The sequence below is a fragment of the Shewanella putrefaciens genome, assembly GCF_016406305.1.
Lineage (GTDB): Bacteria > Pseudomonadota > Gammaproteobacteria > Enterobacterales > Shewanellaceae > Shewanella > Shewanella putrefaciens_C.
Genome location: NZ_CP066369.1, coordinates 1,347,005 through 1,361,971, shown reverse-complemented (window position 1 = coordinate 1,361,971; position 14,967 = coordinate 1,347,005). Strand labels below are relative to the sequence as shown.

Sequence of the window (14,967 nt, the reverse complement as noted above, 5' to 3'; positions counted from 1 at the left end):
TCTTTTTATCACTTACACTGATAGCACTGCGGTCAATTGTTGCTTTATTAATCAGTAATTCAGCAAAAACGAAACTTCATTCTAAACTGAGAGCTAGCACAAAGTTATTGGTAAAAAACTCATGCTAAATAGAGTCATAACAAACCGAAGCAACTGTTTAATTTTCATACAAAAACAAACGCTTTATTTAGAAAAGTAACCGAACATAATCGCCATAATTAATGATTGACCGAATTCAAAAACGATGCCTATGATGGCAACAATATCCTCGAACAGGTAGGTACGCTATGACAGCAATTACGCACGTATATAACTACACAGTTAGATGTCCACATTACAAAGATCCTGAACATCCGGTTACTTGGTTAAACCATATCGAAATGAACCAGTCCTGTGAAATTGCGTTAAACCGTATTACCAAATGGCATGAACTTTCAGGGAATAAATCCTTCGAAACCAATAAATTTGTCGTTCGTAAAGCCGAGAACGAAGACGCTTACTTTTCCATGCAGAGTGACAGATTAAAAAATGATGGCCACGCCCTCGTCACCTTTAAAATCTTTTTAGATGAATGTTGTGACGATGCCGCGCCAGAGGAAATTATGCAGCATCTGATTGAAGATTATCAGCAGCGATTAGCCAAGCTCGAACAGGCCTAATCTCCCCAGCGGGTGCCACGCCCAGTGCTGGCACCCATGATAATCACCACTATCAACCCCACAATTCACTCTCAGCACCACTCACATCCAGCCCTCTATTCACTCTCAGCCCCTAATCACTCTCAGAGCCTATTCACACTCATCACCCTAAAAGCATCGATAGTATTAACCATTGGCACCTAAAGTGACATTAACGACAACACCTGTATCCTGATCAAACGTGAAATAGAGTGCAACTATCTGTTATATTCCCCAACCTGACGTTACTAACACTTTTAAGTGATGGATATAAGATGAATAAAGCGACGCTAATCATGATCCCGCTATTGCTTGCAACTTCGGCCTGTGCAGATTTAAAAGATGCAGGGCGAGCCATTGGCACCACCACAAAGGATGTCACCAAGGAGATAGGTCACGCCACCAGAGACACGACTAGAGCAATAGGCCACGCATCACGGGATGCGGTCAACTCCGTCAAGGAAGATTTGTCCAAAGACACAGAGTGACGCCTTGGCGTCACGTCATTTTTGAAAGGGCTGGCATATTTGAAAATGCTGGGATCGTTCAGGCCGCGTTAGCACGAATGCCATGGGGCACAGGCAAACCTTGCGCATTGACGTTTACAAACACCATCTTATCGATACTGACCACAGGCGCCTGCGTCATCTTATTGCGAACCTGACAACTGACAGTGATGGAACTGTGTCCAAGACTCACCAACTCTAAGCCAAATTCGAGCACATCCCCTTGGCGGGCGGGCGTCATAAAATTGATTTCTGAGATCAACTTAGTGACATGGCTAGTAGTCTTCATCTGACAGGCGGCAAAGATGGCGGCCTCTTCGTCAATCCAACTTAATAGCTGGCCACCAAACAGTGTGTTCGCAGGGTTTAAATGTTCGGGTTTAACTAAACGACGACTGTAATATTTCATGGCGATGACCTCTATATGAATGCCAACAAACAGCTTAAGTACGCAAATAAGCGTGCCTTATATTGAGAGCATTATTCAGGCCATTTTTACTTGCCATTAAATAACAATGAGATAGCAATAAGCGTTTATAAAATGCGCTAAAAATTGCACCAACTCGAACCAGAGTTGCACCATAATAATCAGTCAGTTAACGATAAAAAAATAGCGACTCAAAGAGTCGCCAAGCTTAGGCAAGCAATACTTACTGGGTAGGAAGTTAAGTCACAAGTTTTGACTTAAAAACCCGTGCAGCACATGTAGGCGAACTGCACGGGGGTACAACAGCTGCAACGCAGCTAAACACAGGATTTACATTGACAACATCTTACGGGTAAATCGACCCTAGCAATCCCTTAAAACTGCTCCTCTTCGGTTGAGCCAGTCAGTGCAGTGACCGATGAATGACCACCCTGGATCACTGTCGTCACTTGGTCGAAATAACCAGTACCAACCTCCTGCTGATGGGCAACGAAGGTATAACCCTTCTTGGCCGCAGCAAACTCAACTTCTTGAACTTTCTCAACATAGTGCTTCATGCCTTCGCCACGAGCATAGTCATATGCAAGATCGAACATGTTGTACCACATGTTGTGGATACCAGCTAAAGTGATGAACTGGTACTTATAGCCCATGTCGGATAAGGCTTGTTGGAAGCGCGCAATAGTCGCGTCATCCAAGTTTTTCTTCCAGTTGAAGGAAGGTGAACAGTTATAGGCCAGTAATTGATCTGGGTATTTGGCATGGATAGCCTCGGCGAAAATGCGCGCTTCTTCTAAATCAGGCTTAGCGGTTTCACACCAAATCAAGTCGGCATAGGGGGCGTAGGCAAGACCACGGGAAATCGCTTGGTCAAGACCCGCTCTCACGCGATAGAAACCCTCGGCAGTGCGCTCGCCTGTCACAAAGTCACGGTCATAGGGATCGCAATCGGAGGTTAACAGATCGGCTGCGTTCGCATCGGTACGGGCAATAACTAAGGTTTCAACGCCGCTCACGTCCGCCGCTAAACGGGCTGCAACTAACTTTTGCACCGCTTCTTGGGTAGGCACTAAAACTTTACCGCCCATGTGGCCACATTTTTTAACCGAAGCTAACTGATCTTCAAAATGCACGCCGGCAGCGCCTGCATCGATCATCGACTTCATCAATTCGAAGGCGTTTAATACCCCACCAAAACCCGCCTCGGCATCGGCAATGATCGGCAGGAAGTAATCCACAAATGCTTCATCTTCTGGATTGACGCCATTACCCCATTGGATTTGGTCAGCACGGCGGAAGGAATTATTAATCCGCGATACCACAGCCGGAACTGAGTTTGCTGGGTACAAAGATTGGTCTGGATACATAGTGCCAGCCAAGTTCGCATCGGCTGCCACTTGCCAGCCTGAAAGATAAATCGCTTCAATACCCGCTTTGGCCTGTTGCACCGCCTGACCGCCAGTTAAGGCACCGAGGGAGTTAACATAACCTTTTTTCGCACCACCGTTGACTAAATCCCATAACTTAGCCGCACCCCGTTTTGCGATGGTGTTCTCTGGCACGATTGAGCCACGTAACGCCACCACTTCCTCCGCCGTGTAAGGACGACGCACATGTTTCCAACGTGGGTTTTCTGCCCAGTCTTTCTTGATCGCATCAATCTGCTGTTGACGTGAAATCTGCGTTGCCTTAGTCATAGGGTCACTCCTTTCTCTGTGATGTTGTAGCTATCATGAAACTGCCCCCCAGTTTCACTCTGCTTATGGGTTTGATTGGCGGTAGCCCCGCCACAGCTAATAGTGTTTTAGATAAACGTTTATGCTAAGCCGTGAGCATCTCGTAACCGGGTAAGGTTAAGAAATCGACCAGTTCGTCTGAAGTGGTAATATCCTCGAGCAATACTGCAGCTTGGGTAAATTTGCCATGGGTAAATCTGTCGCTGCCCACTTCCTGCTTCACATTGGCGAGCTCTTCCACCAGCATGTCTTTAAAGAGTTGTTTAGTAACAAGTTTGCCGTTTGATAACGACTTACCGTGTTGGATCCACTGCCAAATAGATGCCCTGGAAATCTCCGCCGTGGCCGCATCTTCCATTAAGCCGTAGATAGGTACGCAACCATTGCCGCTGATCCACGCTTCTAAATATTGCAGCGCAATACGAATATTGAGGCGCATCCCCTGTTCGGTACGCTCACCGTCACAGGTCTTGAGTAACTCTGCGGCGAGAATAGGCGCATCGACGTCGCGGGTTATATGCAACTGATTACTATGGTCTTGACCAATGTATTCGTTGAAAATCCCCATGGCCGTGTCGGCAAGTCCAGGGTGTGCAACCCAAGTACCATCGTGGCCGTTACGCGCTTCTAACTCTTTATCCCTACGCACTCGCTGCAAAACCGCTTCATTTTGTGCGGGGTCTTTCGCTGGAATAAAGGCAGCCATCCCGCCCATGGCTAAGGCGCCACGTTTATGGCAAGTCTTAATCAAGAGTCTTGAGTAGGCGCTTAAGAAAGGTGTATCCATAGTGACGGCCTGGCGATCAGGCAACACTCTGTCACTATGACGTTTTAATGTTTTGATATAACTGAAGATATAATCCCAACGGCCGCAGTTAAGCGCGACAATGTTAGAGCGCAATTCATAGAGGATTTCATCCATTTCAAACACTGCGGGCAGCGTCTCAATCAGGCAAGTACACTTGATCGTTCCCGCCTGCAGGCAGAATCTTTCTTCAACAAAAGCAAACACTTTTGCCCACCAGCGCGCCTCAATATGACTCTCTAACTTAGGGATATAGAAGTAGGGTCCACTGCCTTTGGCCAGCAGTTGGCGATAGTTATGGTAAAAATACAGGGCAAAGTCGAACAGTGAGCCGGGAATGGCCTGACCATTAAACTCAACATGCTTCTCTTTTAAATGCAGACCACGGACGCGGCAGATCAATACCGCTGGATTTGGCCCCAACTTATAATGTTTGCCCGTTTCGGGGGCCGTGTATTCGATATCTCCGCGCACTGCATCGCGTAAATTAATTTGACCTTCGATGACTTTTTGCCAACTCGGCGCTAAGGAGTCCTCAAAGTCAGCCATAAACACTTTGGCATTCGCATTGAGCGCATTGATCACCATCTTACGTTCAACTGGGCCGGTGATTTCCACCCGGCGATCAAGTAGATCTTGAGGAATACCTCGGATTTGCCACACCCCATCTCGAATCGCACGGGTTTCGGGTAAAAAGTCTGGCAAAGCGCCCTTGTCGATGCGAGCTTGCTTATCTTTACGTTTAGCCAGTAACGCTGGTACCTCGTCACCAAACTCGCGGCAAAGAGACTCGAGTAAGGCAATGGCCCCTTCGGTAAATATGACTTCCTGCCCAGGGATATGTTTGCCCACTATGGTTAATGGACCGCTGGAAATTGATTTCCCCTGCGCTGAATTCAACTGCTGTTCACTCAAAGTGTGTTCCGTCATCTTCTCGCCCTCCCAAGAGGCTCAACTATCACAGTTTTGTCGTAGATACTGGGACAAGCCCCCAATCACGCTGTCTAAATATCAGCCACAAAACCATCAAATGTTTGTTTCGAACTAAAACTTACCGACAAACCTTTGTATTTGCAACAGTCCATCCAAGGTTAAAAACAGCTTAAACTTGACCAAAACCGCATTCAAAATTGGTCAGACCATGCGAGTGATTACAACTTAACTCATTGATTTAAAAATTAAATTAATGAGTGTCAATATCATAAATATTTACTAATATGAAAATTGTCAGACAACTTTACCAGCGACGATGCGATGTAATTAATTTCGTACTTTAATTACATTAAGTAAATTTTTAAATACACTCTTAAAGCCTTATTAGACCTAAGTAGAAATATGAAGATGTTTTGAACTAACCTAGAGGTAAAGATTTAAATGTGATAAAAATCATGACTTTAAATATTAAGTCATACACAACAAATTTAAACACTCGTTTCAATTTGACGTTTACGTAAACAGTTGAGCACATAAACCTATAGCTCACTTCACTTAGGGTTGCGTTTCCAGATCAACAAGGTCGGTTGCTCTGGTTAACTCAAAAAAATAATCACTTTTTTATAAAAAAAATGAAACAAAGTCGAAATAACAACGGCATGTTAGCGAAAATGCCACCAACAACATGGGAGTAACTCGATAATAGGGCTCCCTCCCCTTAGCTTTTACCGTTTTATATACGTAAAGAATGTCAATGCTATACCCCATCCGAACCTGAAACATTTGTTGCAAACAAAATGAAAACCATTATCATTCGCAACCTTTTCATGGGGGAATTACATTTATGAAGCCATTTTGCTTATCACTCACCGCACTCGCCTGCATGGGCAGCCTGTATCAAACCGCGTTGGCAGATCCCATTTCAGCGCCAAATAACCAAACCAATATCGAACGTATTACGGTTTACGGTAAACAGAACTCCGTCGTTAAAAATTCAGGGTTGGCAACCAAATCCGATATGTCACTAATGGAAACCCCTGCCGCCGTTGTGATTGCTGATCAAGAACTAATAGAAGCCCAAGGTACAGATAATCTTCAGGATTTAATCCATAACATCAGTGGTGTAATCCAAGCGGGGAATAACTACGGTATTGGCGATAACTTAATGATCCGTGGTTTAGGCGCTAACTATACCTATGACGGTATGTATGGTGGCGCAGGCCTTGGTAACACTTTTAACCCTACACGCTCTTTAACCAATGTAGACTCAGTTGAGGTGCTAAAGGGCCCTGCGACGGGTCTCTACGGTATGGGGAGTGCAGGCGGAGTTATCAACCTGATCGAGAAAAAGCCTCAATTTGAGTCAAACCATAAATTTACCGCTGAAATCGGCCAGTGGGAGACCTATTCACTGGCACTCGATAGTACCGGCGGTCTCACGGATGACCTTGCCTATCGCGTAGTCGCCAAATCCGCCCGAAGTGAAGGTTATCGGGATTTAGGGACCGACAGAGACGAAGTGTACGCCTCCTTAAAGTGGCTAATCACTGATAGCCAAGATTTAATGCTTTCAGGGGCTTATATCAAAGATGCCATTGCCGTTGACTCCATAGGCCACCCTATTCGGATCTATAACGCCGACTCAGTTAATGGTAAAACGGCCGGGGAAGTCACTTGGCAAGATTTGATCAACGATCCTAATGGCAAAGGCATACAACTGACCGATGAGCAGCGCCAGCAATTAGCAGCATCATTGGCCAGCGGTGATGGCCTAACGCCCTATTCCTTTGGCGATGCGGGCCTGATTTCACCCATGGCGAAGGATAACGAAGGCGAAGAATTAAGATTTAAGCTGACCCACAATATCTACTTTAACGACAATCTCTTCCTCAATCAGCAACTGCAGTACCGTGACTATACCTCAGGGTTTGCTCGCCAAACTGGTGCCTATAACTACGTCTATTGGAATAATAAAGGGGCCATCAATGCCGATCCGCGCGCGCCCTTGGTTGAAAATGGCGTGTTATATCCCTTTGCCGCCAGACGGCAGGAATACCGTAAAGTCGATGCCGATGAAACATCCTGGCAATATTTTGCCGATTTACGCTATGACTTCCAAATTGGCAATATAGACAATGAGTTATTACTTAATGCTAACTACGAAGACCGTACAATTGGCTTCCAGCAATACTCTATCTACGATGCGGATCAAATCTTTAAAAGCAAGGACGGGAAAACCACTTACCAGGGATCACTCCCCTACATCTACGACATTCGCCACCCTAATTGGGGTACAGGTACATTTGAGGACTATGATCCACTAAAAACCGCCAACTATAACAAGACAGTCAGTGCCTGGGGCCTAGGGCTACAGCATGTTGGTTATTTAGGTTACGGTTTTACGACTCGGATTGGTGTTGCCTTTAATGAGATAAAACAAAGCTATGAACATTTAGGTGTCGATGCGCGCTACAGTGCCAGCGAAGCCAAAGCGACCCAAGAACAGGACACCACGGATAACGGTACTACCTATAACTTAGGCATGACCTATATGCCGATGGATGATCTGTCATTCTTTATCAATCACGCTAAGGGACGCACCGCCTACAATATTTTAGGCTCTGTCACTGGCACTCTTACTGACCGTGAAGATTCTGAATCGATAAGCAATGATCTGGGCATGCGCTTTAAAGCCTTCGATGATCAACTGCTCGCATCCCTCGTATTGTTTAAAAGCTCACGCACCAATGTGCCCTATACGAATGAAGACTATAAATTAGGCGTCTCAGGGCCAGAAGTCCCCCTGTATTTCTACGACGGCAGCGAAGATACCCAAGGGGTTGAACTCGATCTCAATGCCCACTTAAACGACAATTGGCGTATCAACCTCAACGGTATGTACCAAGATGCAAGGGATAAACAAAATCCAACCAGTTCAACCTATAACAGCCGTCAAAAAGGTGTGCCCTATGTCACTGCCAGTGCTTGGGTAACCTACGGTGCCGATTGGTTTGCACTAGCTAGCCCAATTGAACTCAGCCTTGGCGCAAAATATGTGGATGATAGAAGCACGCACTCGAGCTCATTTGGGATCCCAGAGGGCTACGTGCCTAGCTATACCATAGTGGACTCGGCAATCAGCTACACCGCCGACTCGTGGAAAGTGCAGCTCAATATCAACAATTTGTTCAACAAAGACTATTACAGTAAAGCCATGTTCCTCGGCGGTATGCCCGGCGAAGAGCGCAATATGACATTGCAATATAGCTATAGTTTCTAATCATTCCCCCGCGGCCGTAAACAACAAGAGAGCCCATGGGCTCTCTTGTTTCTCTTAGACAAAACTTAACTCACATTTTCCCTATCGCCGCGCATCAAGGACTCCAACTCGGCTTTTCCTTTGTTAGATAAATCAATCAGCGTCGCTAAATCATGTTGATGGACTGCACTGGCGACCACCAGCTTTTTATCGTGCTCAGCAAAGATTTTTACCCGTTCATTGGCCTGCACCTGCGACAAACCTAAGCCTTGCAGGATCTTCTCACTGGCGGATAATGCCGAGCCAAAGGTTTCCCGGAACACATCGGTTATCCCAAGACTCATCAAGCGATAGGCATGGTTACGATCCCTTGCCCGCGCCACAATATGGATATGGGGAAAATGGGTTTTCACTTGCTGGGCAATCTCAATGGAATCCTCAACGTTATCAACCGCCAGCAAGAGTAACCGTGAGCGCGCTATCCCCGCCGACATCAACATATCTAAGCGTCTGGCATCACCAAAATACACTTCACCGCCATATTTACGAATAACATCCACATGGCTGGCATCCTTATCCAAAGCCACAAATGGAATACCCGAGGAGGCCAAAATCCGTCCAGTTATCTGCCCTACTCGCCCAAAGCCAGCGATCACCACCTCTGACTCAGTCACATTAATGGTATCGGGTAACCTTGTATCCACCACTTTAGCTTTAGTGGCCCGGAACAAGGTGAAAATTAGCGGTGTAACCGCCATCGATAGACCGATAGCCAGCACTAAAATCTGTGCAATTTTGTCGCCCACAATACCGGTTAATTGCGCCTGCGATAACAGCACAAAGGCAAACTCACCGCCCTCGGCCAAGATTAACCCAAGGGCAATGCTCGGGCGCCAAGTATGGTGACGTAAGCGTCCAAGTAGCATCAGCACTAAGGTTTTAATCACTAACATTCCCAGCAATATGGCTAAAATAAGCAAGGGTTCGGTCAGTAATAACGTTAAATCCATACTCATACCGACCGCCATAAAAAATAGGCCGAGTAAGAGCCCCTTAAAGGGTTCTATGTCCGTTTCAAGCTGATGTCGATAACTGGAGTTTGCCAGCATAATCCCCGCTAAAAATGCCCCCATACCCGCGGATAACCCGAGCCATTCCATCAACTCGGCACTGCCCATCACCAGCAATAATGCAAAGGCGGTCAGCACTTCACGTACACCGCTACTTGCCACTAATTTAAGCACTCGCGGCAGTAAATATTTCCCCACCAAAACAAAGCCGACTAATGCCACACAGGTCCAATACCAAGGCACGGCATGGTGTTCAATCTGTGCCGAATTGGGCGCTAAGTAGGCCGTGAGTAACAACATGGGGATCACGGCAAGATCCTGCATTAACAGTACCCCAAAGGCATCACGCCCGAGTGGTGTAGTGAGCAGTCTATGCTCACTCATCAGCTGCACCGCAAAAGCGGTTGAAGATAAAGATAGTGCAGCACCGACCACTAACGCCGCCTCAACGGATAGACCAAATCCCCAAGCTAAACCACCAATCGCCGCCCAAGAAAGCAATAACTGGCCGCTACCTAAGCCAAAGATAGCGCTGCGCAGTTCCCAAAGTTTACTTGGATTGAGTTCAAGCCCGAGCACAAACAACATCAGCACCACGCCAAGCTCGGCAAAGTGTAAAACGGCGGCAGGATCGGAAACTAACGCCATGCCACCAGGCCCTAAAATCACCCCAGCAGCAAGATAGGACAGAATAGGCCCCGCGCCAAAGCGCTTACCCAAGGGCACAAAAATCACCGCGGCGAGTAAAAAAAGTAGCACAGAAGTCAGCAAACTCGACTGTTCCATCAGGGCTCCAACAAAGTAAAAATGATAGGCAACAAACGCGCATAGATTATCGCTAATCATACCCGATTTATTTGTTAACAAACCCTAAAACTTAAGAGGAAAATCAAAACATCAGGATAAATCGGCGAAGGAGGAAAACAGGAATAAACGCGGCTAAAGACAAGAAGAAATTAATATCAACACCTATCGACCCGCGGCGATATAAGCAACCCCAACCGCTAAAACCCTTAGCGCATACTCACCAATTAGCGCATGCTCACTAATCGGTTACCTAAACTGGTCGCTTGTTTATCGGACTTTAATATATCCGAATAGCAAAAAACGTTATTACGCCCACTGGATTTCACCGCGTATAGGGCCATATCGGCACGGTGCAATAAAGGATCGAGGCTTAAATCCTCCGACCTCATACCACTCACCCCAAAACTGGCGGTGATCACAAATTTATGCCCCGAATGATGGGTATCAATTGCCTCAATTCTGGTTCGGCACTGCTCGGCAACCTCCATCCCCTTTGCTTCATTGGCATAGGGCAGAAAGATTGCAAACTCTTCACCACCAATACGGGCAAACACATCACCATTGCGAATATGGGGCTTAAGTGACTCAACGACCTTCTTCAGCGCCCAATCTCCCGTACCGTGGCCATAGGAGTCATTAATCAACTTAAAATGATCTAGGTCGAACAAGATCACGCAAAAATCCCCACCCCGGGCCGCAACCTGCACAAACAGGTTTTCCCCGAGTTCTTGCCCCGCGCCACGATTAAGCACCCCAGTGAGGGCATCAATCCTCGCCATGCGCATAAATTTGCGCTTTTGCAGACTGCCAACGATTAATAAAATCCCAAGGAAAAACAGTCCACCCACTAATATAGTGATAAACATCAGCATATTAGTATACTCACGCTCCTTGACCATTTGCTGGGCAATATAGAGTTCACGCTCTTTATTGAGTAAATTGATTTCACGCGCCTGCTCGTCGGCATTGAATTTTGCGGCTTGATAAGCGAGGGTCTTCATCTTAGACTCATCAAAAAGCAGTTGATTATAATGCTGCTCTTTTCTTGAATATTCATAGGCTTGCTCAAACTGTTTATCTTGAGCGCTAATCTTGGCGAGTACCCGTGAGGCAGTGTGCTTAAGTTCCGTATTACTAGAGTCATCGGAAAGTTTCATAACATGCTGAGCATGTAACTCTGCTTTCGCAAAATCTTGTAACATCAAATAGGCTTCACTGAGCAAAGCATGTGTACTATTTATCTCAAGTTGAAAATTAAATGACTCATAACCTTTTAGCGCATCTAATAGATAGGATACGGCTGGGAGTGGTTCATCCAACCTTAACTTAGATTCACCCATACCTTTTAATGCAATATATGCAATTAGTGGGTAGCCATTGGACTCACAAAAACTACGAGTGGATTTAAATTCATCAAATGCTTGAGAGTAAGACTTTAATTCTAACTGGTGAACGGATAAATATAATTTAGCCCCACACACATCTTTAACATCATTAGGAGAAGCAATAGCAAGAGCTTTAGCTGCGTATGTAGCCACTTCCTCTGTAATCCCCATGGCGGCATAGAGACTGGCCAAACGTAAATATGAGGCACGTTTAAGGTTAACATCTTCAATGCGCTCAATTAATCTAAGACTCTTCCCCATCACATTGAAAGCATCATTAAAATGGCGTAAAGCAATATAGGCTGTCGCCTCATAGCTATACGCAGAAAATAACATATCAGAATCTTTCAGTAAGGCTTCCGACTGATTCAATGTATCGATAGCAGTTTGATACTGCCCGGCATAAATAGAAGCGGCCCCTTTAAAGACCAAAAATCGCCCCTGTTGCAAACGTGGCATAGATTCAAATTCAGACTCAAGGGTTTTAAGCTGTTCTATTGCTTCAGGCAAATTCGAATGTTGTAGTATTTCAATCTTAGTTAGCGCTTCATCATAATTTGTAGGTGCAGCAATTAAGGGCATACTGAGTATGCCCAAGATAACCGTAAATAGAGCGTAAACACGCTTCAACTAATCACCGTTTCCATGAGAAATAATAAGGTAGGACTGATAATTTTCATCCCCGCTCAGGTTTTTCAATTTTTCCATATCCCCCGTCATCACGGCGGTAATTTCTTCATCAGTTAAGCCATGGGCACGCATCACAGCCTCTGGATCCTGTTGATAGTCTTCCATTAGCTGGGCATCTTGGCCTAGCTGAGTAAAAAAATCCGATAATGCAGACATCGTTTCTCCTTATTGTTAGTCATGACTAAATATCATCTATTAGCCTAAATCTTCGGGGCTTATCCCTAACTTAGTCAAAATAGCATAGTTGTACTCGAGCTTTTTTGCTGGTGGAATTAACAAAGTGCTAATTGGCGTAAGGTGCGCTTGGGGTAAACTCGCCAGCGGTAAACGTTCGATACGCGCCGTTTGCACCGGCAAGTTTGCCGCCTCATAAATAATCACCTCATGCTCAAGGGGATACCATTGGCTAAGTTGCTCCACCAGAATTTGTAATCTGTCCGCCGACGTATGGAACTGAGTTAATGTATGCTCACCCGCAATGGCAATTTGCCAGAGTAATAAATGGGTTGTCGTATCAGGCACATGATTAAAAAACATAAACTGACTGGCTTCAAAACTTTGGTGGCCAGAGTTACCGGGGTCGATACCCAGATCCGCCCATAAACAGGCTTCAGCGGAGATCCCTGGCTCCATCTTGGCCGAAAATCCCTCCGTCCGTGCCCGCGCAATTGCCATATGGGAAACACAGGCAAACACCCCCGGATGACCATAGAGTGCACAAACGGTTTTTTTGCCGGCCCTCACGGCCTCCAAAATGGCATTGACCATTTGTTCATAGGTTTCTCGGCGATTTTTTATCTCGCCATCTTGCGCATAAAACTGCTGCAAATTGATGACATTTGGGTTGAGCTTCATCAGCCAACGCTGGGAAAAACCATCGGGCAGGAGCGAAAATACGATATCGGCATGCTCAATATAGCTGCGGCTTAAGACGCTTATCTGTCCCGCTAACTGCAACCCCGTCCCTACACAGACTAATGACCCCAAATTGCCCCCAATTCGCCTAACAAGAGGCTAACGCCATCAAAGTAAAACCTTTTCACAACTCTACCTATGTTTTTACAACATTGCCACATAGCAACACTCCATTTGGTAAAATTTGCCTAACCATTGAGCAATCTCACACCAGATAAGGCACAAAATGAAAACCTAGTCCCAATAAAGGCACAAATATCTCCACTGTTTGAGAACTTAACCCCATATCCTAGGTCGAAAACTCACACAATTCGAACTATGAAGGCTGCAAAGCCCAAATGCCCTTGTCATAAGGGGGAATGCTTGGGTATTATGGCCGCCAGATTTTCAGAAGTAGCGCATACAATGATCAATAAAAAGCAAAGTCTTACCCTGCTGGGCGCTGTGGCGCTCTCTGTTTCGCTCAGTGCATGTAGTGTGTTTGATTGGCTGATATATAAGCCGGACATTCCACAGGGTAACTACATGGAACAGCAACAAGTTGAAAAGTTGCGCATTGACATGACCAAAGAACAAGCCGAATACATTCTCGGCCGTCCTGTGTTACGCGATAGTTTTGCCGACGATGCTTGGTATTATGTTTATCACTATAAGAGTGGCCGCGATGCCAGTATCACCCACAAAGAGTTGATCCTGCGTTTTACGGGCAACAAATTAACGTCGGTCACTGGGGATTACGAATTAAGTAAAGAATTTGATACCCCACTGGAACAAAGCAAATTGCCTATGGCGACAACGGCGGAAACAACGCCCTTGATCCCAGTGCAGCGTCCGGATGAAAAGCCGCTAGTAAAAGAAAATCAATCTGAAGCACAAGTGCAAAAACCTATTAAGTAGTGTCAAAAACTTAATAACACTTTGACTGGATTCAGCAATAAAAAAAGCGCCTAAGGCGCTTTTTTTATTGCTGATGACCCACTATGTGCAAAATGCAATTAAGCACGGCCACCCGTGACTTTGTTCGCGCGGCCCTCATCCTTTGCCTTATCGGCACGGCGACGGCGTACATCCTTAGGATCGGCAATCAAAGGGCGGTAAATTTCAACCCTCTGCCCCGGTAAAATCACTTGGTCATGTTTAACCAGATTGCTAAACACCCCTAACTTAACCGTTTCTAGATCGATCTCAGGGAAAAAACTCACCATATTACTCTGGCGTACTATCTCAATCGCACTCGTGCCAGGGTGCACGCTCACCGAAATGACTTTCTGCTGCATCGGCAGCGCATAAATCACATCGACTACAAACTTATCTGCTTCATTTACCACGGTAAATTACCTTAGCGCGGCTCGTAAACGCCGTCACCATTGATACCATAAGATCATTAAACACTTTACCAAAGGCCATATCGACGAGTGAGCTTGAAAACTCAAAACTTAAATCGAACTCCACCTTACAGGCATCCTCGGTTAATTCGGTAAAACGCCACTGTCCGAGTAAATGTTTAAAAGGCCCATTTTCTAACGTTAAATCAATACTTTTACCGGGAACAACCTGATTACGTGTTGTAAAGGTTTTACGGATCCCCGCCTTGCTCACATCAACCGAAGCCAGCATAGTTTTACCATCAAACTCTAGCACTTTTCCGCCAACACAACCGGGTAAAAACTCTTTATATGATTCAACATCATTAACTAAATCATACATTTGCATCGCACTAAAACGAACTAACACACTTCGAGAAATTTGCGGCATAG

At 45.7% G+C, this 14,967-nt stretch carries 13 protein-coding genes; 4 read left to right on the top strand and 9 right to left on the bottom strand.

What is annotated here, in order from left to right:
• The first annotated feature begins 287 nt into the window (after positions 1-287).
• Positions 288-659 carry a cytoplasmic protein gene (locus JFT56_RS05910; protein WP_198782764.1) on the top strand — a complete coding sequence of 124 codons (372 nt, stop codon included), beginning with the start codon at positions 288-290 and terminating at the stop codon, positions 657-659.
• A 293-nt stretch (positions 660-952) separates the two neighbouring features.
• The gene (locus JFT56_RS05905) at positions 953-1,165 is read left to right on the top strand and encodes a hypothetical protein (protein WP_198782763.1); all 213 of its coding nucleotides are present in this window, start codon (positions 953-955) and stop codon (positions 1,163-1,165) included.
• A gap of 58 nt (positions 1,166-1,223) precedes the next feature.
• Here JFT56_RS05905 and JFT56_RS05900 read toward each other — a convergent pair whose 3' ends face one another.
• The 3 genes from JFT56_RS05900 to aceB all read right to left on the bottom strand — a co-directional run bounded on the left by JFT56_RS05900 (position 1,224) and on the right by aceB (position 5,081).
• Positions 1,224-1,592, bottom strand: a complete 369-nt coding sequence (locus JFT56_RS05900; RefSeq protein WP_011790136.1) for an acyl-CoA thioesterase — start codon at positions 1,590-1,592, stop codon at positions 1,224-1,226.
• Between the two features lie 392 nt (positions 1,593-1,984).
• Positions 1,985-3,307: an isocitrate lyase gene (gene aceA / locus JFT56_RS05895; RefSeq protein ID WP_198782762.1), complete on the bottom strand. Its 1,323-nt coding sequence runs from the start codon at positions 3,305-3,307 to the stop codon at positions 1,985-1,987.
• 124 nt (positions 3,308-3,431) lie between these two features.
• Positions 3,432-5,081 carry a malate synthase A gene (gene aceB, locus JFT56_RS05890; RefSeq protein WP_198782761.1) on the bottom strand — a complete coding sequence of 550 codons (1,650 nt, stop codon included), beginning with the start codon at positions 5,079-5,081 and terminating at the stop codon, positions 3,432-3,434.
• A gap of 847 nt (positions 5,082-5,928) precedes the next feature.
• On the opposite strand from aceB, the gene JFT56_RS05885 reads away from it, so the two are divergent.
• Positions 5,929-8,364 carry a TonB-dependent receptor gene (locus tag JFT56_RS05885; RefSeq protein WP_198782760.1) on the top strand — a complete coding sequence of 812 codons (2,436 nt, stop codon included), beginning with the start codon at positions 5,929-5,931 and terminating at the stop codon, positions 8,362-8,364.
• Positions 8,365-8,429: 65 nt separating this feature from the next.
• Here JFT56_RS05885 and JFT56_RS05880 read toward each other — a convergent pair whose 3' ends face one another.
• The 4 genes from JFT56_RS05880 to JFT56_RS05865 form a co-directional block, all read right to left on the bottom strand.
• The gene (locus tag JFT56_RS05880) at positions 8,430-10,199 is read right to left on the bottom strand and encodes a monovalent cation:proton antiporter-2 (CPA2) family protein (RefSeq protein ID WP_198782759.1); all 1,770 of its coding nucleotides are present in this window, start codon (positions 10,197-10,199) and stop codon (positions 8,430-8,432) included.
• 245 nt (positions 10,200-10,444) lie between these two features.
• Positions 10,445-12,187, bottom strand: a complete 1,743-nt coding sequence (locus tag JFT56_RS05875) for a GGDEF domain-containing protein (protein WP_198783502.1) — start codon at positions 12,185-12,187, stop codon at positions 10,445-10,447.
• A 48-nt stretch (positions 12,188-12,235) separates the two neighbouring features.
• Positions 12,236-12,451, bottom strand: a complete 216-nt coding sequence (locus JFT56_RS05870; protein WP_198782758.1) for a hypothetical protein — start codon at positions 12,449-12,451, stop codon at positions 12,236-12,238.
• A gap of 39 nt (positions 12,452-12,490) precedes the next feature.
• On the bottom strand, positions 12,491-13,282 hold the full coding sequence (locus tag JFT56_RS05865; protein WP_198782757.1) for an SAM-dependent methyltransferase: 792 nt from the start codon (positions 13,280-13,282) through the stop codon (positions 12,491-12,493).
• Positions 13,283-13,615: 333 nt separating this feature from the next.
• On the opposite strand from JFT56_RS05865, the gene JFT56_RS05860 reads away from it, so the two are divergent.
• Complete coding sequence (locus tag JFT56_RS05860; RefSeq protein ID WP_198782756.1) at positions 13,616-14,107, top strand: outer membrane protein assembly factor BamE; 492 nt, start codon at positions 13,616-13,618, stop codon at positions 14,105-14,107.
• Between the two features lie 98 nt (positions 14,108-14,205).
• On the opposite strand, the gene JFT56_RS05855 is transcribed toward JFT56_RS05860, so the two are convergent.
• Positions 14,206-14,538, bottom strand: coding sequence for an RnfH family protein (locus JFT56_RS05855; RefSeq protein ID WP_198782755.1), 333 nt, complete (start codon positions 14,536-14,538; stop codon positions 14,206-14,208).
• On the bottom strand, positions 14,528-14,965 hold the full coding sequence (locus JFT56_RS05850) for a type II toxin-antitoxin system RatA family toxin (RefSeq protein WP_198782754.1): 438 nt from the start codon (positions 14,963-14,965) through the stop codon (positions 14,528-14,530). The genes JFT56_RS05855 and JFT56_RS05850 overlap by 11 nt, the downstream gene beginning before the upstream one ends.
• Positions 14,966-14,967: the final 2 nt, after the last annotated feature.